The sequence below is a fragment of the Cohnella sp. LGH genome, from assembly GCF_017671885.1.
Lineage (GTDB): Bacteria > Bacillota > Bacilli > Paenibacillales > Paenibacillaceae > Cohnella > Cohnella phaseoli.
This window is the reverse complement of record NZ_CP072117.1, coordinates 7,365,214-7,385,711: the sequence shown is the minus strand read 5'-3', so window position 1 is coordinate 7,385,711 and position 20,498 is coordinate 7,365,214. Positions and strand designations below refer to the sequence as shown.

Sequence of the window (20,498 nt, the reverse complement as noted above, 5' to 3'; positions counted from 1 at the left end):
AGTAAGTGCGTGTTCAAAAGCTCTGATATACTGCGTCAAGAAGATCGGAGTTAGAACAAGCTCTACAAATGGGCGTAATTGTCCCGAATCGCGCTCATGATCGCCGCCATCGTCCTTCCCTTGAAGGCATCGGCGACGGCATTCCCGTCAGGGGAGGCGAAATAGTAGCTGCCATCGGATTCGTTGCGGTTGAAGCCTAGCTCCGTTAAAGGCTCGAGCAGGGGGAACTCGCCGGGTCCGAGACGTTCGAGCAAATACGCGGTTGGACTGACGGTTACGTCCGCATCGCCGTCCCCCGTTCGTACCGCGAACAGGTCGCTGTCGTCTCTAACCATCCATTGCCGTTTGGAAAATAGCGAAATCCGTTTTCCTCCCAACGCGGACAGAGCATCGAGGTTGATGCCGAATATTTGGTTGATCGCGCCGCGAATATCCGCGGCGGATGGCCGGTCCTGGGCACGCTGAAGGGACACCTCGATCGCGGCAGCGGGCGTGAGGCTGGGATCGGCATGGCTAGGCAACAGCGGCATTTTATTCAGGTCAACTTTGAAAACTTCGTCTACGAATCGAATAATCTCCTCGGCGCTCGGGCGGTCTTGGCCGTTGATCCGCGAGTCGAGCTGCGCGATTTTGGGAAGTCTTTCGTCCGCTGTATCGGGACGATAGGCTTTTTTTGTCGTATCGGGCATGAGTGTGCCTCCTGTCGGTGTAGAGTTGGGAACCTGCGGTTGTTGGCTTTGACGTTTACGTTATAGCCGCATTTCGACACCAATTTCGACGTTAGTAGCCGTTTTCCTGCTTTCCTGACTTTGAGAGATCGGACATCCCGGACTTTACTATCGAAAATATACTTGGTATAATTTCGGTATTAAAGGAGGGTGACGAGATGTTTGTTCCGGGATTAACAGTGTGGTATAACGTCCGCAGCATTGAGAGTTCTTTGGCGTTCTATACCGAAAAGCTGGGCTTTGAAGAGCTGTTTCACAATCCCGAGTGGGGCATGGCGATGGTGAAGACAAATACCGACAATTGCGTGATCGGCTTCTCTGAGGCGGAGACGGTTGAGCCTTCGACGTCTTCGACCGTATTCGATGTGGCGGACATCGAGGATGCCGTACGTAAGCTGCAGGGGGTTGGCGTCAGCTTTGTCGGCGAGATCGAGACGATCGACGATTTCGTCAAGCTGGCGACCTTCACCGATCCGGACGGGCATTCGCTCATGCTGTCGCAGCAGCTGACCGAGCTTTGAGCAAAGAGCAATTCGTATTGCAGCTAGCGCAGCAGCTGTCGGGGCGCTGGACGATCCCGATTCTGCTTGCGCTTGAGAACAGCGGCGGGAGATTCACCCCGTTGCAAAGACAGCTGGACGTTGCGCCGGCCCGGCTCAGCGACAATCTGAAGCAGCTAAGCGACGCGGAACTCATCCATCATCTGACTCCTCAGGAGCGTCGCCATCCTCTGCTGCCGGAGTACAAGCTGACTGAGAAAGGCAAACTCTACCGCGAGGCGGCCGAAGCGATTCGCAGCTCCGAAGCGCAAATCGGTCACGGAGCGCTGTCCGCCAAGGCCTGGAATATGCCCGTGCTGGTCGCGCTTAACTATCAGCACGGCCATTTCCAAGAAATTCGACGCGTCTTGCAGACCGCCACGCCTCGCATTCTATCGACGCGGCTGGACGAATTGCGCGGCGAGGAGCTGATCGTTAAGCATATCGTCGATCAACCCCGCCCCTCGTTCGTCTACGAGCTGTCATCGCTTAGCGAGAAACCGATCGCGGTTCTGACGGCTGATTTGTCCTCCCTGGTATAGGCGGACGAAGTACAAAGGCACATGTATCTCCTGAACAAGGGGGGGCATGTGCTTTTTATTTGTAAAGCAAGGCCAAGAAGGTCAAGCAGAGCAGTTTTTTAACAAAATCCGAAGTGAAGTCAATTTTATCCGTAATGAAGATAAGCATTAGAAGCCGCGATTTTTTATGATGGAAGCGTAACCGAAATCGTGTACGATAAGGAGAGGGGAACGAATATGGCGGCAAACGGGATGTTGACGGAGGAACAGCTGCAAGGGTACAAAGACGAGGGGTATGCGATATATCGAAAACCGTTGTTCGGACCGGAAAAAATGCAAAAGCTCACCGATATTTTCGAAGAGCAGTGGGCGGCGGTCGGTCGGAAGCTGAATAGCGAGCTGGATACGCCGCATTTTCGCGACGAGAGGCTGCTGGAATTTCTGCTAGCCGACGAGGTGCTCGATCTGATAGAGCCGATCATCGGTCCGAATATCGGGCTGTGGTCCAGCCATTTCATCTGCAAGGAGCCGCTGACCGGAAAGCAGACGCCATGGCACGAGGATTCGGCTTATTGGAAGGGGCGGCTATCCCGCTTCGACAAGATTATCACGGTCTGGTTAGCGATCGATAGAAGCAACAAGGAGAACGGATGCATGAGGGTCATTCCGGGTACTCATCGGAACGGCTTCTCGGAGTACGAGAGCGTCGACGAGGGACAAAATATTTTTCCGACGGAGATCAAGAGAAGCGAAATCGACGAATCGAAAGCGGTTTACTTCGAGCTTGAGCCGGGGCAATGTTCCCTGCACGACTCGCGGATTATCCACGGCGCTCCGCCGAACGCGAGCCCGAATCGCAGGTGCGGCTACACGATGCGGTACTTCTCCACGGAGGCCACGGTCTTCCCGGAGGCTAATCCGGGATTTAAGGTTTGGCTGGCGCGCGGCCGGGATCTGGGGGGCAATACGTTCGTGAACGCTTAGGCCCAAATGCTGCCGAGCCTACGGACGGCTATCCGGAAGATGGAGGGGGAGAGAACATGAAAATCCAACACTTGCCCGAGAGGCTGCTGAACGATCAGTATATGGATTCGTTATCTTCCTTTCGAATGTACCGGCATACGCTAGACCAGGAAATCGGCACGCATTGGCATCAATTTTACGAGTTGGGGCTCGTCGTCTCCGGAATGGGTACTCATCATGTCAACGGCGTTCCTTTTCGCGTGGAGCGGGGCCATGCGTTTTTACTGACTCCCGCCGATTTTCACCGAATCGTTCCAGACGCCGGACAGACGCTTCGGTTATACAATCTGATTTTTACGGAGCGAATAATCTCGGACGACCTGGCAGGGAGGCTCTTCGAACGAGGCAATGCGTATTCCTGCGAGTACGGACAGGAGGAATATGCGGATGCGGAGCATGAATTCGAGCGGATTATCCGCGAGTCCGACAATTGGAGGGAGCTCAGCGGCATTGTCGTAAAAGGGTGCATCGAGCGCTTGCTCGTCGATCTGTGCCGCAGTTGCCCGCCTTCGGATGCGAAATCGTACAAGGAACCGGATTTATCGATTCATCCCTCTATTCGCAAGGCGCTCGTCTACTTGCAGCATCATTTTCGCGAGCAGTTGCTGCTTGAGGACGTTGCCCGTTTTTCTGGGCTCTCGGTTAATTATTTCAGCGAAAGCTTCAGCAAGCAGACCGGGCATACCTTTCAGACGCATGTGCGCGACATGAGGCTCGGGTTTGCCAAATCGCTGATCGAGGCGACGGATCTTCCGATTACGGAAATCTGTTATGCGGCGGGTTTTAACACTCTGGCGTATTTTCTGAGGGCGTTCAAGGCGAGGTATCGGATGTCTCCTCGCCAGCTGCGCGGCTCGATGGCGACCGGGGCGGGCGGGGGCGAGAGAGAGGAAGCGAACGGCTGATCGGATAGGGGGGACAGAGAGCGCAAGTTGAGGCGGAGGCTGCCTGAACTTGCGCTCTCTGTCGTGAGTATTCAAGGAGAAGATTCAAGCTTAATAAGTGGTCCGAAGATACAGTGAAGAGCGGTCCGATGAATAGCAAATATAGCTAGGCGAGCGCCTTCTCGAATTCCTCCGTCAGCAACGGAACGACCTCGAACAGGTCGCCGACGATGCCGTAGTCGGCGACTTTGAAGATCGGGGCTTCGGGATCTTTGTTGATGGCGATGATGACGCGGGACTGGCTCATGCCGGCCAGATGCTGGATCGCGCCGCTGATGCCGCAAGCGATGTAGATTTCGGGCGTGACGACTTTGCCGGTCTGCCCGATCTGCATTCCGTAGTCGCAATAGCCGGCGTCGCAAGCTGCCCGGGAAGCGCCGACGGCGGCGTTCAGCACCTCGGCGAGCCGTTCCAGCGGCCGGAAGCCTTCGGCGCTTTTGACGCCTCGGCCGCCGGAGACGACGATCTTCGCTTCCGTTAAGTCGACTTTGCCGGACGTCTTGCGAACGACTTCTTTTACGGTTGAGCGTAGATTCGATAGCGTCGCAAGGTTTGAGTGGGCGATCGGACCGGGAGAAGGGAGAGGCTCCGCGACGACGAAGTTGTTGGGTCGCACGGTGACGATCTGCGCGCTGCCGTCCGCAACGAACTTTTTGCGCTCGAATGCTTTGCCGGCGTAGAGCGGTCTGATGTAAAATGTGTCGCTGCCTGAGTGCTCGATCGCGGTCACATCGGAAATTTGCCCCGCTCCCAGACGGGCGGCGATCATCGGCGCCAGGTCGCGGCCGATCGCCGTATGGCCGAGAAACACGGCGCTTGGGTTCAATTCGGCTAGTGCGTCGGTCGCTGCGGCGAATGTCGCCTCGGGATGATAAACTTCCAGTTCGGGACGATCAACGACATGCACCGGGCCGTCGACGTACTGCGCCAGTTCCTCTGCCAGCTCCGACACTTGATGTCCGATCAATATTGCGGCGATCGAGGCGTTTTCCTCCTGTGTGGCCCGTCTTGCCGCTTCAATCGCCTCCAATGTCACCTGTCGCAGCTTCCCTCCGCGCGTCTCCGCGATAACCGCATAGGTTTGGCTCATTTTTATTCCTCCCTCACTATCGAACATGAACTATATTAAAGAAACTAGATTAGAGAAACTTGATTAAAGAAACCTGATTAAAAGAAACTTGCGAACGCAACTTATTTGAAGTACCTTTCAAATGAAAACTATCAAGCGGCTTCGCCTTTACAGAACTTTCGCTTCTGTGCGCAGCAGCTTGACCAGCTCGGCGGCTTGCTGTCTCGACTCGCCCTTTAGCAGCTTTCCGGCTTGACGAGGGCGAGGCAGCGTCAGCGACTGCCGCTCCGTTTTGGGTGAGATGTCCGTTTCGGACAAGCCGATGTCTTCCAGTCGCAGCGTCCGCAACGGCTTCTTCTTCGCCTTCATGATGCCGGGAAGCGAAGGATAGCGCGGCTCATTCAGCCCTTGCTGCGCCGTGATCAGCGCGGGCAACGCCAACTCGATCGTCTCGGTGTCGCCTTCCGCGTCTCGCAGCGCCGTGGCCAGGCCGCCGTCGACAGTCAGTTGCGTAACGGACGAGACATGCGGGATGTCCAGCAGCGTCGCGAGTCGAACGGCGATCTGTCCGCTTCCGTTGTCGATCGAGAAGCTGCCCCCGAGGATGAGGTCGAACGGCTGCTCAGATTGGGCCTTCAAGTATGCGGAGAGCGCCTTGGAGACGGAATATTCGTCCCCGCCGATGCGTTCATCGGAGATTAGCGCCGCTTCATCGGCTCCCATCGCCAGTGCCGTCCGCAGCGCTTCGGCCGCACGGCTCGGGCCGACGGAGACGACAACGATGACGCCGCCGTGGCGCTCTTTTAGCCGAATGGCCTCTTCCACCGCATACTCGTCGTACGGGTTGATCACAAACTTAACTCCATCCTCCGAGATTTGTCCGTCATATAGCACGATTTTTTCCTCGGTATCGAAGGTTTGCTTCAAAATCACGTAAATGTTCATGCTTATGCTCCTTTCGTTGTAGACCAATAAGACCGCCCCACGGACCTAATCGCGCTCTCGCCACCAGACTGAGACAAATAAGACCGCCCTACGGACCTAATCGCGCTCCCGCCACCACTTTCTAACTACCCCTGCAAGCCCCGCAAAAAGAAATCCACCGTTTTATCCACCTGGCCTGACAAAGAGTACTTCCGTCCCGAGATCACCCAAGAGGTGACGACCTGGTCCATCGCCCCGAAGAGGAGCAGGCGGGTCAGCTTCGTGTCCAGGTCGGCGCGGAACGTTTGCTCCTCGATTCCTTTTCTCACGATGCTCTCGATCAACGCGATGTAGGGCTTCACTGTAAGTCCGATGGCGTTGCGAAGCTCGGGTGAGCTCTGGCGCAGCTCGATTTGGGTGACGTGGGCGAAATCGGCTTGCCGCTCCAGCATGGCAAAATGAATTTCGCATACGATGCGCAAAGCTTCGGCAGCCGTATGCGTCTCGCGAATGCTGGCGTGGAACAGCCGGACGAGATCGCCGAGCCGCTCCCGGAACAAGGAGATGAGAATATCCTCCTTGTTTTTGAAATACAAGTAGACCGTACCGTCGGCCACCCCCGCTTCCCTGGCGATTCGCGACACCTGCGCGCCGTGGTATCCGCTGCCTGCGATCACCTTTTCGGCGGCGTCGAGGATGAGGCTGTATTTTTTCCGTTTAGGTCCCGTCATTGCACGCACCCCGATGGCCAAAAATCGTTTGGCTGAATGAAGCCTCATTCATTTTATTCGCCTACCGGCCATATCATGAGAAAAAGCGGCGGAAAGGGGGGCGAATGCCGATGGGATGGCAGACGGCGAATTGGCTGTTGTTTGTTGCCGCGGTCGGGTACGGCTGCTATTTGTTCGGAAAAGCGGTGTACCGCAGAGTTTTGTATGTGAAGCTGGGGCAGGCGACGGAATTTAAGATGCGAGGCAGAGATGGAACGGGGACGTTCCTCTCGCAGGTGTTCGGGCAGAAAAAACTGTTCAAGGACCTTCGCAGCGGTCTGATGCACTTCGTTGTGTTTTACGGATTTATCGTGCTGCAGTTCGGGGCGATCGATTTGATCGTAAAAGGGCTGACCGCAGGCGGCCATCTGCCGCTTCCGGCCTACGAGCTATTCGGTCTGATCCAGGAAATTACGGTGCTGCTCACTCTCGTCGCAATGGGCTACGCCGCTTACCGACGCTACGGCGAGAAGCTAAGCCGACTAAAACGCGGGTGGAAGCCGAGCCTCGTCCTCTATTTTATTTTCTCCCTCATGCTGTCCGTGCTGCTGTCGCTAGGCTTCGAGCGTCTCTGGCTTGACCTCGACTACTCGGGCTATGCTCCGGTATCCTCCGCAATCGCACGATTGTTCCCACACCTGCCCGTCGCGGCGGCGCAAGCGCTGTTCTACCTTTTCTGGTGGCTGCACCTGCTCATTCTGCTCGCTTTCCTCGTCTACGTTCCGCAATCGAAGCATTTTCATCTGATAACCGCCCCGATCAACATCTGGCTGGGCCGTGCCGAGACGCCCGGCAAGCTGAAGAAGCTCGATCTGGAGGACGAGGAAGCCGAATCGTTCGGCGTCGGAAAAATCGAAGAGTTCACGCAGAAACAGATGCTCGATTTCTATGCGTGCGTGGAATGCGGGCGTTGCACCAACGTATGCCCGGCCTCGAATACCGGCAAAGCCTTGTCGCCGATGCACCTCATCACGAAGCTGCGAGACCACCTGACGGAAAAAGGAGCAGCGGTGACCGGCCAATCGCCGTGGGTGCCGGAATTTGCGTTCGGAGGAGGAGGGGCGGCTAAAACTCATACACTCATTGAGATAGCCGGTCGAGCAGTCGAGTGGAATGCTGAGGGGGACCCGATTACCGACATTCGCCCGACGCTCGCCTGGCAGCAGGCTTCTTGGACGGCTACGCCCGACACAAGCCCCGAGCAGGTCGAGTTGATTGGCGGTGTCATGACTGAGGACGAAATTTGGGCCTGTACGACTTGCCGCAACTGCGAGGATCAATGCCCAGTCGGCAACGGCCACGTCGACAAGATCGTCGATCTCCGTCGCCATCTCGTGTTGATGCAGGGAAGCATCCCGCATGAAGGTCAGCGCGCGCTGCAAAACATTGAACGCCAGGGCAACCCATGGGGGCTGAGCCGCAGTGACCGCGACAAGTGGACCGGAGAGATCGAAGGCGTGCGCGTGCCGACGGTGAGGGAAAATCCGGACTTCGAGTACTTGTTTTTCGTCGGTTCGATGGGGGCGTACGACCTGCGGGCGCGCAAAATTTCGCGAGCGTTAGCCCGGCTGCTGAACGAGGCCGGAGTCAGCTTCGCCATTCTCGGCAACGAGGAGCGCAACTCGGGCGATACGCCGCGCCGGATGGGCAATGAGATGCTGTTCCAGCAGCTCGCGGCGGACAACATCGAGACGTTCCGCAAATACGGCGTGAGGAAGATCGTCACCACCTGCCCGCATACGTTTAACACGTTCAAAAACGAATATCCCGACTTCGGACTGGAAGATGTCGAAGTGCTCCATCATACGCAACTGCTCGACCGGCTGATTCGGGAAGGCAAGCTCCGTCCCCGCTATGAGGTCAAGGAGCGCATCGCGTACCACGACTCTTGCTATCTCGGGCGTTATAACAACGTTTACGATGAGCCGCGCAATATACTGAGAGCGATTTCGGGCGTCGAACTGGTCGAAATGGTCAGAAGCCGCGAGAACGGCATGTGCTGCGGAGCGGGCGGCGGCATGATGTGGATGGAGGAAACGGCGGGCAAACGCGTGAATCTGGCCCGCACCGAGCAAGCGCTTGCGGTGAAGCCGACTGTCATCGGCAGCGCCTGTCCGTACTGTCTCACGATGATGGAGGACGGGACGAAAATGAAGGAAGTCGCAGACGACGTACGGGCCAAGGATATCGCGGAAATTTTGGAGCAGGCCGTTTTCGGCGATTCTCCGCTTCGCCAGAATCACTCGATAGGAGGTTAGACGAGATGAACAAAACGATTCGCAAAGCCGTCGTCATCGGCTCAGGCATTATGGGCTCCGGCATCGCCGCCCACCTGGCCAACGTCGGCATCCCGTGCCTGCTGTTGGACGTAACGCCTGCGCAGCTCACTGCGGAGGAGGCCGCCAAAGGGCTGACCCTGGACCATCCCACTGTGCGAAACCGGCTGGCTGCGGCCGCTATCGCCAAGCTGAAGAAGACGAATCCGGCCCCTCTCTACGACGAAGCACTCGCGGATCGCATTACGCCGGGCAATCTGGACGATCATCTGGCGTTGATCGGCGAGGTCGATTGGGTGATCGAAGTCGTCGTGGAAAATTTGCAGGTGAAAAGGGAACTGCTGTCCCGAGTCGAGCGCTATTGGAAGTCCGGCACGATCGTTTCGTCAAATACGTCCGGAATCTCGATCGACGCGATGTCGGCGCATTGCGGGGAGGCGTTCCGTCAGCATTTTATGGGCACGCACTTTTTTAACCCGCCTCGCTATATGAAGCTGTTGGAAATCGTACCGGGTCGGGATACGAGCCCGGAGCTAGTCTCTCGAATGAAGGCTTTCTGCGAGCAAACGCTGGGTAAAGGCGTCGTACTTACCAAGGATACGCCGAACTTCGTGGCTAACCGTATCGGAACCTACGGGCTGCTGGCGACGCTTCGGGAAATGGAGGCGGGCGGGTTTACGGTAGAGGAGATCGACGCGGTGACAGGTCCCGCCATAGGCCGTCCAAAAAGCGCGACGTTTCGCACGCTGGATCTCGTCGGCATCGACACGTTCGTGCATGTGGCGGATAACGTGTACGACAACGTTGCGGATGAAGCGGAAAGAGCGGCGTTCAGCGCTTCGCTGGCATTAAAGAGCCTGGTCGAGAAAGGCTGGCTCGGCGAGAAATCCGGTCAAGGCTTCTACCGCAAGTCGAAAGGACCGTCCGGCAAAAGCGAAATCGCCTCGCTTGATCTGACCGAGATGACCTATTCTCCGCAGAGGAAAGTAACTTCCGGTTCGCTGGAAGCCGCCAAGCTGGCCAAGGGCGCAAGAGAGAAGGTTAAAGCGCTGCTGGCCGGAGGCGACCGCTATTCCGAGCTGGCGTGGAGCCTGCTCAAGCAAGTGCTCGTCTATTCCGCGGAGAAGGTCGGCGAAATCGCGGACACGATCGAAGAGATCGACAATGCGATGAAGTGGGGCTTTAATTGGGAGCTTGGCCCGTTCGAGACCTGGGACGCGATTGGCCTCGCCCGTTCGGCGGAGCGGATGGAACGGGAAGGGGCGGCGGTTCCGCAGTGGGTCAAGGAGTGGATTTCGCAGGGGAACGAAACGTTTTACCGCAAGGAGAACGGTTCGCTGTTCTACGTCCATGCCGGGAAATACAAGCAGGCGGAGGAGCGGCCGGAGGTCGTGTCGCTGCGCAGCCTGAAGGAGCGAGGCCGCACGATTCGAGGCAACGGCGGAGCCAGTCTGATCGATTTGGGAGACGGTGTGGCGTGCCTGGAGTTCCATTCCCCGAACAACGCGATCGGCGGCGACATTCTAAGCATGATTACACAGAGCGTTGAAGAGGTGCGGCGCAATTACGAGGGGCTGGTCATCGCCAACCAGGGCCGCAATTTCTGCGTCGGAGCCAATCTGATGCTGCTGCTCATGGAGGCGCAGGATGAGGAATGGGATGAAGTGGACGGCATCATCCGTCTATTTCAGAACGCAATGTACACCGTCAAAAGGCTGGAAAAGCCGGTCGTGGCCGCCCCGCACCGAATGACGCTGGGAGGCGGCGTGGAGGCTTGCTTGCCCGCGGATCAGGTCATCGCCTCCGCCGAGACGTATTACGGACTTGTAGAGGTTGGCGTCGGCCTAATTCCGGGAGGCGGCGGCTGCAAGGAGTTTGCGCTGCGCGCCAGCCAGCGTGCCGGGCTTCCCGAGGCGGATTTGCAGCCTTATCTGAATCGCGCATTCGAGACGATTGGTATGGCCAAAGTGTCTTCGAGCGGACACGATGCGAAGCGTCTCGGCTACTTGCGGGAGACGGATCGCGTGCTGGCGAATCAGGATCATCTCATCTACGAGGCCAAACGAGCCGTGTTAAGGATGGTTGAGGCGGGCTACGAGCCCATCCGCGAGGAGCGGATTCGCGTCGCCGGAGCGGAGGGCAAGGCGGTGCTGCAGCTCGGCGCGCTTGGGATGAGGGAGAGCGGCTATATCAGCATTCACGATTTAAAGATTGCCAGGAAGCTGGCGCATGTGCTGGCCGGAGGCGACGTTCCGGCGGGGACGCTCGTGACCGAGCAGTATTTGCTCGACCTGGAGCGGGAAGCGTTCCTCAGTTTGTGCGGCGAGCCAAAAACGCAGCAGCGGATGCAGCACATGCTGACCAAGGGTAAGGCGCTGCGCAATTGACATGGCGAGGGAGGGGCCGCAGGCAATGTTGTCAGGTTAAGCAAACTAAGAACGACCACAGGGACTTATGGGGGCAAGTGCGCCCCGCGAAATAGTGGATAAGTCCGCCAGAGGGACTTATGGGGGCAAGTGCGCCCCGCGAAACAGTAGATAAGTCCGCCGTGCAGGGGCTCCTTAACTTGACAACGTTGGGGAAGCGGGCGGTGAAAGAGTCTGCATTCGTGACCATGTGCGGTAATCCGCAATACAACTGACTTTTTTGCAGGGGAGTGAATAAGGGGATGAGAGAGGCCGTTATCGTAACCGTTGCGCGTACTGCGGTGGGCAAGGCGAAGAAGGGGAGTCTGGCGCAGACGCGTGCGGACGATCTTGGCAAAACGGTGCTGGAGGCGGTCGTCGAACGGACGCCCGGCTTGCGTAAGGAAGACGTGGAGGACATCATTATCGGTTGCGCGATGCCGGAGGGCGAGCAGGGGCTGAACTTTGCGCGGATCATGTCGCTGTACGCGGGTTTTCCGAGCGAGGTTCCCGCGCTGACGATCAACCGTTTCTGCTCCTCCGGGCTGCAATCGATCGCGTTCGCCGCGGAACGGATAATGCTTGGTCATGCCGACACAATTATCGCCGGAGGGGTAGAGAGCATGAGCCATGTGCCGATGACCGGGTTCAAAGTATCTCCGAATCCGCGCATCGTCGAGGAGATGCCACAGGTTTATATAGGCATGGGACATACGGCGGAGAATGTCGCCGCGCGGTTCGGCGTATCGAGGGAGGATCAGGACGCGTTCTCGGCGAGATCGCATGCGAAGGCGGCGAAGGCAGTCGCGGAAGGCAGGTTCAAGGAAGAGGTCGTGCCGGTGACGGTTGAGCGAAAAAGCGTGGACGACAAGGGGAGGCTGCGGACGGAGAGACTGACATTCGATACGGACGAAGGGGTTCGCGCCGATACGAATGTGGAGACGCTTGGGAAGCTGAAGCCGTCGTTTAAGCTCGGCGGTACAGTGACGGCGGGCAACGCTTCGCAGATGAGCGATGGAGCGGCGGCGGCTGTCGTGATGAGCCGGGAGCGGGCAAACACGCTGGGGCTTAAGCCGCTTGCCACCTTCCGCTCGTTCGCGCTGGCGGGAGTTGACCCCGACATTATGGGCGTCGGCCCGGTCAAGGCGATTCCGAAAGCGCTGGAGATGGCGGGCATCACGCTGGACGACGTCAAGCTGTTTGAAATCAACGAAGCGTTCGCCTCCCAATGTCTGCACATTATCCGCAAGCTGGGCATCGACGAGGAGAAGGTGAACGTCAACGGCGGTGCGATTGCGCTTGGGCATCCGCTCGGTTGCACGGGCACAAAGCTGACTGCGACGCTGCTCCATGAGCTTCGTCGCAGAGGAGGCGGCTACGGCGTCGTGTCGATGTGCATTGGCGGCGGCATGGGGGCGGCGGGCGTGTTCGAGGTTCATGCGGAATAAGCGGTGAAAGGCTGAGAAGCTTGATTCGCCTCGAATTTCTGGAGGCCAAAAAAGTGCCTCGGAGCCGCGGTCCGGCCCCCACGAAGGCCAAAAAAGTGCCTCGGGCCTCGGCAACCTACCCTGGAAAGCCGGGCGGACTCGCATTTTCTGAGCATCTCAAAGGAGAGGAAAACGATGGGAGAAACGGTAAGCGGCAAAGTCCTCGGAGGTAGCTTCATCATCGAGGACATCGGTGCGGACCGCATTGTGACGCCGGAGGATTTTACCGAGGAGCATCGGATGATCGCGCAGACGACGGAGGATTTCGTCGCGGCCGAGATCGCGCCCCATGACGAGGCGATCGAGAAGCTGAACTACGAGCTGACCGTGGCGAAGCTGCGACAAGCGGGCGAGACCGGCCTGCTCGGCGCGGATGTACCTGAAGCCTATGGCGGGCTCGGGCTGGATAAGGTCAGCACGACGCTAATCGGCGAGCGGTTCGCCAAGGCCGGCTCCTTCGCGCTGTCCGCCGGTGCGCATGTCGGCATCGGTACGCTGCCGATCGTCTACTTTGGCACCGAGGAGCAGAAGCGCAGGTATTTGCCGGAGCTGGCCTCGGGCGATAAGCTGGCCGCATACTGCTTAACGGAGCCGTCTTCAGGCTCGGACGCGCAAGGCGCGAAGACGACGGCGACCCCGACGGAGGACGGCCAGTTTTACGTGCTGAACGGGACGAAGCAGTTTATTACGAACGCGGGCTTCGCGGATATTTTCATCGTGTATGCGAAGGTGAATGGAACCGACTTCAGTACGTTTATCGTCGAGAGGACGATGCCGGGCGTCAGCATTGGGCCGGAGGAGAAGAAAATGGGCATCAAGGGCTCGTCCACCTGTCCGCTTATTCTTGAAGATGTCAAAGTGCCGGCCGAAAATCTGTTGTGGGAAGCCGGCAAAGGCCACCTGATCGCCTTCAACATTTTGAACATCGGACGGTTTAAGCTGGCTGCGGGCGCGCTCGGCACCGTTAAGGAAGCGATCGGGCTGTCCGCCAAGTACGCCAACGAGCGCGTGCAATTCGGCCGCTCAATCTCCTCGTTTCCGCTTATCGGCAAGAAGCTGGCGGAGATGAACATCCGCGCCTATGCGTTGGAAAGCATGGTGTACCGCACCGCCGGTTTGTTCGACGAAGGGCTGGCCGAGGTCGATCACGGCGCGGACAACGTCGGCCTGCAGGCGGCCAAGGCGATTGCGGAATACCAGCTCGAATGCTCGATCAATAAGGTGTTCGGTTCGGAGGCGCTCGATTTCGTGGCCGACGAGGGCGTGCAAATCCACGGGGGCTACGGCTACATTCAGGAGTATCGCATCGAACGGATTTATCGGGATTCGCGCATCAACCGTATTTTCGAAGGGACGAACGAGATTAATCGATTGCTTATTCCCGGAGCCTTGATCAAACGCGCGTTAAAAGGCGAGCTGCCACTGATGCAGAAGGCGATGGCGCTGCAGGCCGAGCTGATGGAACCGATGCCGAGTCGGGAGTTTGCAGAAGTGCTGGAACAGGAGACGCATTTGCTAGCGATGGCGAAAAAGGTGTTTTTGATGGTCGGCGCGCAGGCAGTCCAGAAGTATCAAACGAAGCTGGATCGGGAGCAGGAGGTGCTCAGCCATCTGGCCGACATGCTGATCTCGGTATTCGCGATGGAGAGTGCGCTGCTGCGCACACGCAAACTCCTTGACCGCAGCGGAGAAGCGAAAGCGGGCAGCGCCGTCGATATGACGACCGTCTTCGTCCACGAGGAGTTCGGAAAAGTCGAAGAGAGGGCCAAAGAGGCGCTGGCGTCGATGGAGTCGGGCGATATGTTGCGGACGCAGCTGTCCATTCTGAAGAAGCTGGGCCGGAGGACGGCGGTCGATACGATCGGCTTAAAGCGACGGATCGCAGGCAAGGTCATCGAAGCGGAAAAGTACGTCGTGTGAACTCACTAAAGTGAGAGCGAGGTGCCGGTTGTGACCCAACAACCCTGGTTAAAGGAATATCCTGCCGAAGTCCCGCACTCGTACGATTATCCGAAGCATAATTTAGCCTGTTTTCTGGAAGAAGCCGCCGCAGAGTACCCGAATACGATCGCCCTGGAGTTTCTGGGAAAAAAAATAACGTACGACGCGCTGTTGTCGCAATCTCGCTGCTTCGCGAACGCCTTGCTCGATCTGGGCGTTCGCAAGGGCGATCGAGTAGCCGTCATGCTGCCGAACTGTCCGCAGGCGGTCATCGCCTACTTCGGCATTCTGATGACGGGCGGGGTCGTCGTGATGACCAATCCTCTCTACGTGCCCCGCGAGTTGGAGCATCAGCTTGCAGACTCCGGCTCTCGCATCATCGTTACGCTTGATCTGCTATTAAACCGCGTGCGGCAAGCGACAGCTAAGAGGCCGCTGGAACGGATCATCGTCACTTCGATCCGGGATTACTTGCCGTTCCCGAAAAACGTGCTGTACGGTCTGAAGCAGAAAAAGGACGGGACAGCGGTAAAAGTTGTCTACGACGAACAGGTGCTGTCATTAGGCGAGCTGCTTGGGCGTCATCCCGCCGTTCCCGTCCTGGCCGAGGTCGACGCCGAGCGGGAGCTGGCGCTTGTGCAGTATACGGGAGGAACGACAGGGCTGGCCAAGGGAGTTATGCTCACACACTACAACCTCGTTGCCAATACGATTCAGACTCGGCTGTGGTGCTACCGGACAGACAACGGCAAGGAACGGATGCTGGCCGCGCTGCCTTTTTTCCACGTGTTCGGTCTGACTGTACTGCTTAATCTGGGCGTCTATGCGGCGAATACGCTGGTGCTGCTGCCGCGCTTCGAGGTCGATCAGGTGTTGAAGACGATTCATAAGAAAAAGCCGACGCAATTTCCGGGTGCGCCGACGATGTACATTGCGATCATTAATCATCCCGAGGTGCGGAAGTACGATTTCTCTTCGATCAATTTCTGCATCAGCGGCGCCGCGCCGCTGCCCCTGTACGTGCAGGAGCGCTTCGAGGAACTGACCGGAGGCAAGCTGATCGAGGGCTACGGACTGACCGAGGCTTCCCCGGTAACGCATGCCAACAACATTTGGGAGCGGCGTAAAAACGGCTCGATCGGCATCCCTTTCCCGGATACCGAGGCTCGCTTCGTCGATCCGGACACGTTCGAGGACGTGCCGATCGGACAGATCGGCGAGCTGGCGATTCGCGGACCTCAAGTCATGCAGGGGTATTGGAACCGGCCCGACGAGACCGCGAAGGTGCTTCGCGACGGCTGGCTGCTGACCGGCGATCTGGGCAAAATCGATGAAGAGGGCTATTGCTATATCGTCGACCGGCGCAAGGACGTCATTATCGCGGGGGGCTATAACGTCTACCCGAGAGAGGTTGAAGAGGTGCTCTACGAGCATCCGGACATCGAGGAGGCCAGCGTCGCGGGTGTGCCCGATCCTTATCGCGGAGAAACGGTGAAGGCATTTATCGTGCTGCGTTCAGGAGCGGCTCGGGATAAAGAGGCGTTGGAGCGATGGTGCAGGGAGAAGCTGGCGGCGTACAAGGTACCCAAACAGATCGAATTCCGCGATACGCTTCCCAAAACGATGTCGGGCAAGGTGCTGCGGCGCAAGCTGATTGAGGAGGAAGACGACAGCTCGGGCGGGCAGTAGCGTAAAGGAGGGAAGAACGGATGGCATCAAGCGAGGAAAACGAGCTTCCTCCGCAGTTGGAGCAGTGGAAGGCAAAGGCGGAATCGACGTTCTGGGGCTGGGTGGGCTGCTCGTTCGAAAGGGTGGATGAACGGCGGACAGTCGTGTCGCTCGACATCGAGCCAAGGCATCTTAATCTGATCGGCATTCTGCACGGCGGAGTTCACGCGACGATGATCGATTCCGCAATGGGTCTGGCGGCGATGCTTGCGCGCCCGGAAGCTGCCGTGGTGACGACTCATCTGAACATGAACTACGTCGCTCCCGTCAGGGAGGGTCGAATTTTCGTCGAGGCGGAGATCGCGCACATGTCCCGTATAACGGTCACGACCCAGGCGCGAGTGCGAACGGCGGACGGAGAGCTGCTGGCGTTCGGGAATGGAACTTTTCGCGTGCTGGAGTAACGGAGCCAAGGAGAGCCAACGAATCGGGCACCGGCCTCCAGACGCGGCGAGTCGGCAGCCCGACTCGATTGCCCGGAACGGGGGAGAAGATCGGAGCTCCGCAAAGCTCCTAACCTCTCCCCGATCCGGGCGCGAACCATCAGGCATCCAGCCTGATTTTTAGCGTAACGGTAGTTCCCCTTCCAGGCTCCGAGGCGATTGTTACTCCCGCTCCGTTATCGTGGGAAAATAAACGGAGGCGCTCATGCACGTTATAAATGCCGTAGCTTTCGCCTGCTTTGTCCGAACCGGGAGGCTCAAGAAGCTGCTCCAGTCGTTCCGGCGGCATGCCGACCCCGTCATCCCGGATATCGATCGTCAGCCAAGTTCCTTCCCTCCGGACGGAGATCGCGATCGTCCCCCGCTTCGGCCGTTTCCGATGGATGCCGTGCAGAACCGCGTTCTCGACGATCGGCTGCAGCGTCAGCTTCGGAAGACGGCAGGTTAGCAGCGCTTCCTCGACATTGCAGATCATCTCGATGCCGCCCTCGTCGCGGGTGTTGTGAATGTGCATATAGGAGCGAATTAATTGAAGCTCTTCGGCGAGCGTGACCACGTCGCGGCCTTTGCTCAGGCTCAGCCGGAAGTAGGTCGAGAGCGCCTCGATCAGGTCGCTGATCTCTCCGGCCCCTCGGCGTATGGCCATCCAGTTCATGCTGTCTAGCGTATTGTACAGGAAATGCGGATCCACCTGCGCCTGAAGCGCCTTTAATTGGGCGTCCCGCTCGTGCAGCTTGGAGCGGTAGGATTCCGCGGTCAGATCGTGTACGGTCTGGACCATGCGCGAAATCGCGCCTTCGAGCTGGCGCAGATCCCCTTTAGGCTTTGGCAAGCTGCCGTCGAAATGGGCGGATCCGGCGACCTTGAGATTGCGGATCATATCTCTAATCCGCTTGTTCAGGCTTTCGGCAGCCGCCGCGAAAGCCAGCACCAGAAAGAAGATGAAGACGACGGAACCGATCCCCAGCAGCAGCACCGCGGAAATCTTCGTCAACACGACGCTCTTGCCGGAAAGCTCCGAAGTCGGCAGCTTGGCGACGATCGTCCAATCCGTGTTCGGAATCCGGCGGAACAGGAAGGAAGAAGCCCCCTGGTCGTCCCGAAAGCGGCCCTCGGCAGATTGCGAAAGCCATTCCATCTGGGTCACGCTCAGATCGGAGGGCTGACCGAGCCGGCTGGTATCGGGATGGGAGACGAGCAGGCGATCGTCGTTCACGACGAACACCTCCTGAGAAGGAGACAGGGAAACCCGATTTAAGATATCCCCTATTAAGTCCGCTTTGACGTCGACCGACAGCACCCCCATGACCGTCTCGTAATGAAGCGGATCGTGAAGCATGCGCACAGCGGATAGGACGTCGGCATCGGACTCTCCCAGATAAGGCTGGCGATAGGTCCCGCGCCAATAATTGGCCCCGTTGCGATCAACCATGCTCCGATACCAGGAGGAGCCGCTATCCAGGAGAGGCAGCGGAAAAAAATGAATGCCCTCCCGCGAATAGGTCAGCTTCGGATCGACGAACAGGCGAATCCGATGAATGCCGCGGCTCCGTTCCAGGCTGGCAACCAGCTTTTCGAGCTCCTGGAACTGCTGGAACTGTTCGTATGCGGGTTTGGCGGAACTGCTCAGATACTCAACGATGACCTGATTGGCGATCACGTTATCAGAGACGCTCGCGACATTGGCTAAGCCGTTCGAGATGTTGTACTCGGCTTGATTCAGCGTCTGCAGCATCGAATCGCTCATCTCCCGTTCGATGATACCGGATGTCTGTCGATAGTAGAGAAAGAACAGGAGGCAACCGGGAATCAGGACGGCGGCGACGTAGATTGCGATCGCTTTTTTCGTAATGCTTGCCCCGGAGTACGCCCTCAGATACCCCTTCAGCCATCTCCAACCGTTCATAAGCCCCGCTCCCGGAATTCCCCGGGCGTATACCCGGTTTGCTTCTTGAACAGCTTGCCGAAATAGCCCGGATCCTTGTACCCGACCGCGTAGCAGACGTCGTACAGCTTATTGGCCGGATCGGTCAGCAGCGCCTTGGCCGCGGCGATTCGCGTCTCGATGACGTATTCGTTCAGCGTCATTCCCGTCTCTTGCTTGAACAGCAGGCAGACGTAAGTCGTCGTCAAATATACGGAAGCGGCGATTCGGGCGTTCGTCAGGTCTTCCGCGTAATGCTCTTCGATGAAACGACGGATTTGTTCGACGACGTTGTGCGTTTTTTTCTCGCGCTTGTCTGAGATCTCCGCATGAGTCAGGCTCAAATGACGAACGGCTTCCTCGCGAAGCTCGACGATTGTCTCCGCCGAAGCGATCGCTTGCCAGAACCGCAGCTCGCTCTCCTCGAGACGCTCGGCGGGCAGGTTCATTTCCTGCCGGAGCTCGACGCATGCGGCCAGAAGCTGCGCGCCGGCAATTCGGGTCCGCAAGATGGCGTCCGTTCCTTCGCCGCCTTCCAATGCTCTCTCCGCAGCCAACCGAACGGCTTCCTGATCCGGCCCCTTCAACAAGGCGGCGATCTCCTTCGGTTCGGACTTCTCGCTTTCCTCGGAAGCGGGGATGGCGGGAGGGCCGATCAGCCCGTCCATCGAAATAATCTGGTTTTTGCCAACATACCACTTATACTCCGATGCATGGGCGGCCTGGCCGTAAGCTTTCGGCAGCTCTTCCCATCGTTCCGCCGCCGGCCCTACCCCGATCGTCACCTCAAGCTTTAGCAGTCGGTTGATTTGTTCCTTGACCAGTTGAATCAAGGCGAAAAAACCGTCCTCGTCGTCGTCGGAGGCAAACTGCACGATTCCGGCGTATTCCCCCGTCCGTACTTCGAAGGCGTGTCCCGAATAGCGCTCGTTCAATACCTCCTCGATCACGTTTAGCAGGGCGAACGCTTGCAATTGCCGCTCTTGCTCCGGCAGCGCTCCGAACACTTTGCCGTAATCGTCGATCCGGACGGCGAACACGCCCAGTCGAATCGGAGAGACGGGAAGGCGAATGCCGAGAAAATCAAATTTGCTCCTTAGTCCCTCCAAGTCTCTGGCTCCGTCCAGGACAAGGGCGGCCAAATACCGTTCCCTCAGCAGCGGAATGCTCTGGTTCAGCTTGATTTGCAGGCCGTTCAGTCGCTTCCGCGCCTCTTCTTCCTCGTTCAGCTTGTCGACGAGACGGTGCAGGAGTTCTGTCAGCTCGCCCAGACGCACCGGTTTTAATAGATAATCGACGGCTTCCAGTCGGATCGCCTTTTTTAAATAGTCCAAATCCCCGTATCCGCTTACGAATACGAGCTTGGCAGGGTGGCCTTCTGCGGCAAGCCGTTCGGCCATTTCAATTCCGTCCATATGCGGCATCCTGACGTCCGTCAATACGATGCGGATGTCCCGATCCTCCCGGATCTCCCGCAAAGCCAGTTCCCCGTCCTCCGCTTCCCCGGCGACCTGGAGTCCGAAGGAGGGCCAATCGACGCAGTCCCTCAGACCGGCGCGCACAGAGCTTTCATCATCCACGATGTAGAGCTTATACATCAAACGTCCCCCCGAATCGATGTCGAAAACTATACAGTAACGCCGTAAAATCGTAATCCGCTCCCCTATAATCCGAATCGGGGCAACGGTTACAATTTGATCAAGGGGAAACTACGCAACCCCATTGTAAGGCGAATCCGAAAAAGGTGTAAACCCTTTTTCGCCCGATTGGAGCGGA

Annotated in this window: 16 protein-coding genes; 10 read left to right on the top strand and 6 right to left on the bottom strand. The window is 57.9% G+C overall.

The window, feature by feature from the left end; genetic code table 11:
- Positions 1-62 precede the first annotated feature (62 nt).
- Positions 63-689 carry a hypothetical protein gene (locus tag J4772_RS30490; RefSeq protein ID WP_209072779.1) on the bottom strand — a complete coding sequence of 209 codons (627 nt, stop codon included), beginning with the start codon at positions 687-689 and terminating at the stop codon, positions 63-65.
- 197 nt (positions 690-886) lie between these two features.
- Between J4772_RS30490 and J4772_RS30485 the strand changes: the two genes are divergently transcribed.
- The 4 genes from J4772_RS30485 to J4772_RS30470 all read left to right on the top strand — a co-directional run bounded on the left by J4772_RS30485 (position 887) and on the right by J4772_RS30470 (position 3,716).
- Positions 887-1,249, top strand: a complete 363-nt coding sequence (locus J4772_RS30485; RefSeq protein WP_209072778.1) for a VOC family protein — start codon at positions 887-889, stop codon at positions 1,247-1,249.
- Complete coding sequence (locus J4772_RS30480; RefSeq protein ID WP_209072777.1) at positions 1,246-1,809, top strand: winged helix-turn-helix transcriptional regulator; 564 nt, start codon at positions 1,246-1,248, stop codon at positions 1,807-1,809. Before J4772_RS30485 ends, J4772_RS30480 begins: the two co-directional genes overlap by 4 nt.
- Before the next feature lie 216 nt (positions 1,810-2,025).
- Positions 2,026-2,772 carry a phytanoyl-CoA dioxygenase family protein gene (locus J4772_RS30475; RefSeq protein ID WP_247740895.1) on the top strand — a complete coding sequence of 249 codons (747 nt, stop codon included), beginning with the start codon at positions 2,026-2,028 and terminating at the stop codon, positions 2,770-2,772.
- Positions 2,773-2,828: 56 nt separating this feature from the next.
- Complete coding sequence (locus tag J4772_RS30470; RefSeq protein WP_209072776.1) at positions 2,829-3,716, top strand: helix-turn-helix transcriptional regulator; 888 nt, start codon at positions 2,829-2,831, stop codon at positions 3,714-3,716.
- 145 nt (positions 3,717-3,861) lie between these two features.
- On the opposite strand, the gene J4772_RS30465 is transcribed toward J4772_RS30470, so the two are convergent.
- The 3 genes from J4772_RS30465 to J4772_RS30455 form a co-directional block, all read right to left on the bottom strand.
- Positions 3,862-4,845: an electron transfer flavoprotein subunit alpha/FixB family protein gene (locus J4772_RS30465; protein ID WP_209072775.1), complete on the bottom strand. Its 984-nt coding sequence runs from the start codon at positions 4,843-4,845 to the stop codon at positions 3,862-3,864.
- Between the two features lie 147 nt (positions 4,846-4,992).
- Complete coding sequence (locus J4772_RS30460; protein WP_209072774.1) at positions 4,993-5,769, bottom strand: electron transfer flavoprotein subunit beta/FixA family protein; 777 nt, start codon at positions 5,767-5,769, stop codon at positions 4,993-4,995.
- A 125-nt stretch (positions 5,770-5,894) separates the two neighbouring features.
- On the bottom strand, positions 5,895-6,479 hold the full coding sequence (locus tag J4772_RS30455; RefSeq protein ID WP_209072773.1) for a fatty acid metabolism transcriptional regulator FadR: 585 nt from the start codon (positions 6,477-6,479) through the stop codon (positions 5,895-5,897).
- A gap of 110 nt (positions 6,480-6,589) precedes the next feature.
- On the opposite strand from J4772_RS30455, the gene J4772_RS30450 reads away from it, so the two are divergent.
- From J4772_RS30450 to J4772_RS30425, 6 genes are all read left to right on the top strand, one after another.
- The gene (locus tag J4772_RS30450; RefSeq protein WP_209072772.1) at positions 6,590-8,776 is read left to right on the top strand and encodes a (Fe-S)-binding protein; all 2,187 of its coding nucleotides are present in this window, start codon (positions 6,590-6,592) and stop codon (positions 8,774-8,776) included.
- Positions 8,777-8,781: 5 nt separating this feature from the next.
- On the top strand, positions 8,782-11,181 hold the full coding sequence (locus J4772_RS30445) for a 3-hydroxyacyl-CoA dehydrogenase/enoyl-CoA hydratase family protein (protein ID WP_209072771.1): 2,400 nt from the start codon (positions 8,782-8,784) through the stop codon (positions 11,179-11,181).
- A gap of 281 nt (positions 11,182-11,462) precedes the next feature.
- A complete protein-coding gene (locus J4772_RS30440) occupies positions 11,463-12,647 on the top strand; it encodes an acetyl-CoA C-acetyltransferase (protein ID WP_209072770.1) in 1,185 nt (394 codons plus the stop codon).
- A gap of 174 nt (positions 12,648-12,821) precedes the next feature.
- A complete protein-coding gene (locus J4772_RS30435; RefSeq protein ID WP_209072769.1) occupies positions 12,822-14,606 on the top strand; it encodes an acyl-CoA dehydrogenase family protein in 1,785 nt (594 codons plus the stop codon).
- Positions 14,607-14,636: 30 nt separating this feature from the next.
- Entirely contained in the window at positions 14,637-16,316 is a 1,680-nt protein-coding gene (locus J4772_RS30430; RefSeq protein ID WP_209072768.1) for a long-chain-fatty-acid--CoA ligase, read from the top strand.
- Positions 16,317-16,336: 20 nt separating this feature from the next.
- On the top strand, positions 16,337-16,759 hold the full coding sequence (locus tag J4772_RS30425; RefSeq protein WP_209072767.1) for a PaaI family thioesterase: 423 nt from the start codon (positions 16,337-16,339) through the stop codon (positions 16,757-16,759).
- Between the two features lie 139 nt (positions 16,760-16,898).
- Here the strand turns inward: J4772_RS30425 and J4772_RS30420 are convergent, their stop codons facing one another.
- Both J4772_RS30420 and J4772_RS30415 read right to left on the bottom strand, forming a co-directional pair.
- Complete coding sequence (locus J4772_RS30420) at positions 16,899-18,704, bottom strand: cache domain-containing sensor histidine kinase (RefSeq protein WP_209072766.1); 1,806 nt, start codon at positions 18,702-18,704, stop codon at positions 16,899-16,901.
- Positions 18,701-20,320 carry a response regulator transcription factor gene (locus tag J4772_RS30415; RefSeq protein ID WP_209072765.1) on the bottom strand — a complete coding sequence of 540 codons (1,620 nt, stop codon included), beginning with the start codon at positions 20,318-20,320 and terminating at the stop codon, positions 18,701-18,703. Before J4772_RS30415 ends, J4772_RS30420 begins: the two co-directional genes overlap by 4 nt.
- Positions 20,321-20,498 lie beyond the last annotated feature (178 nt).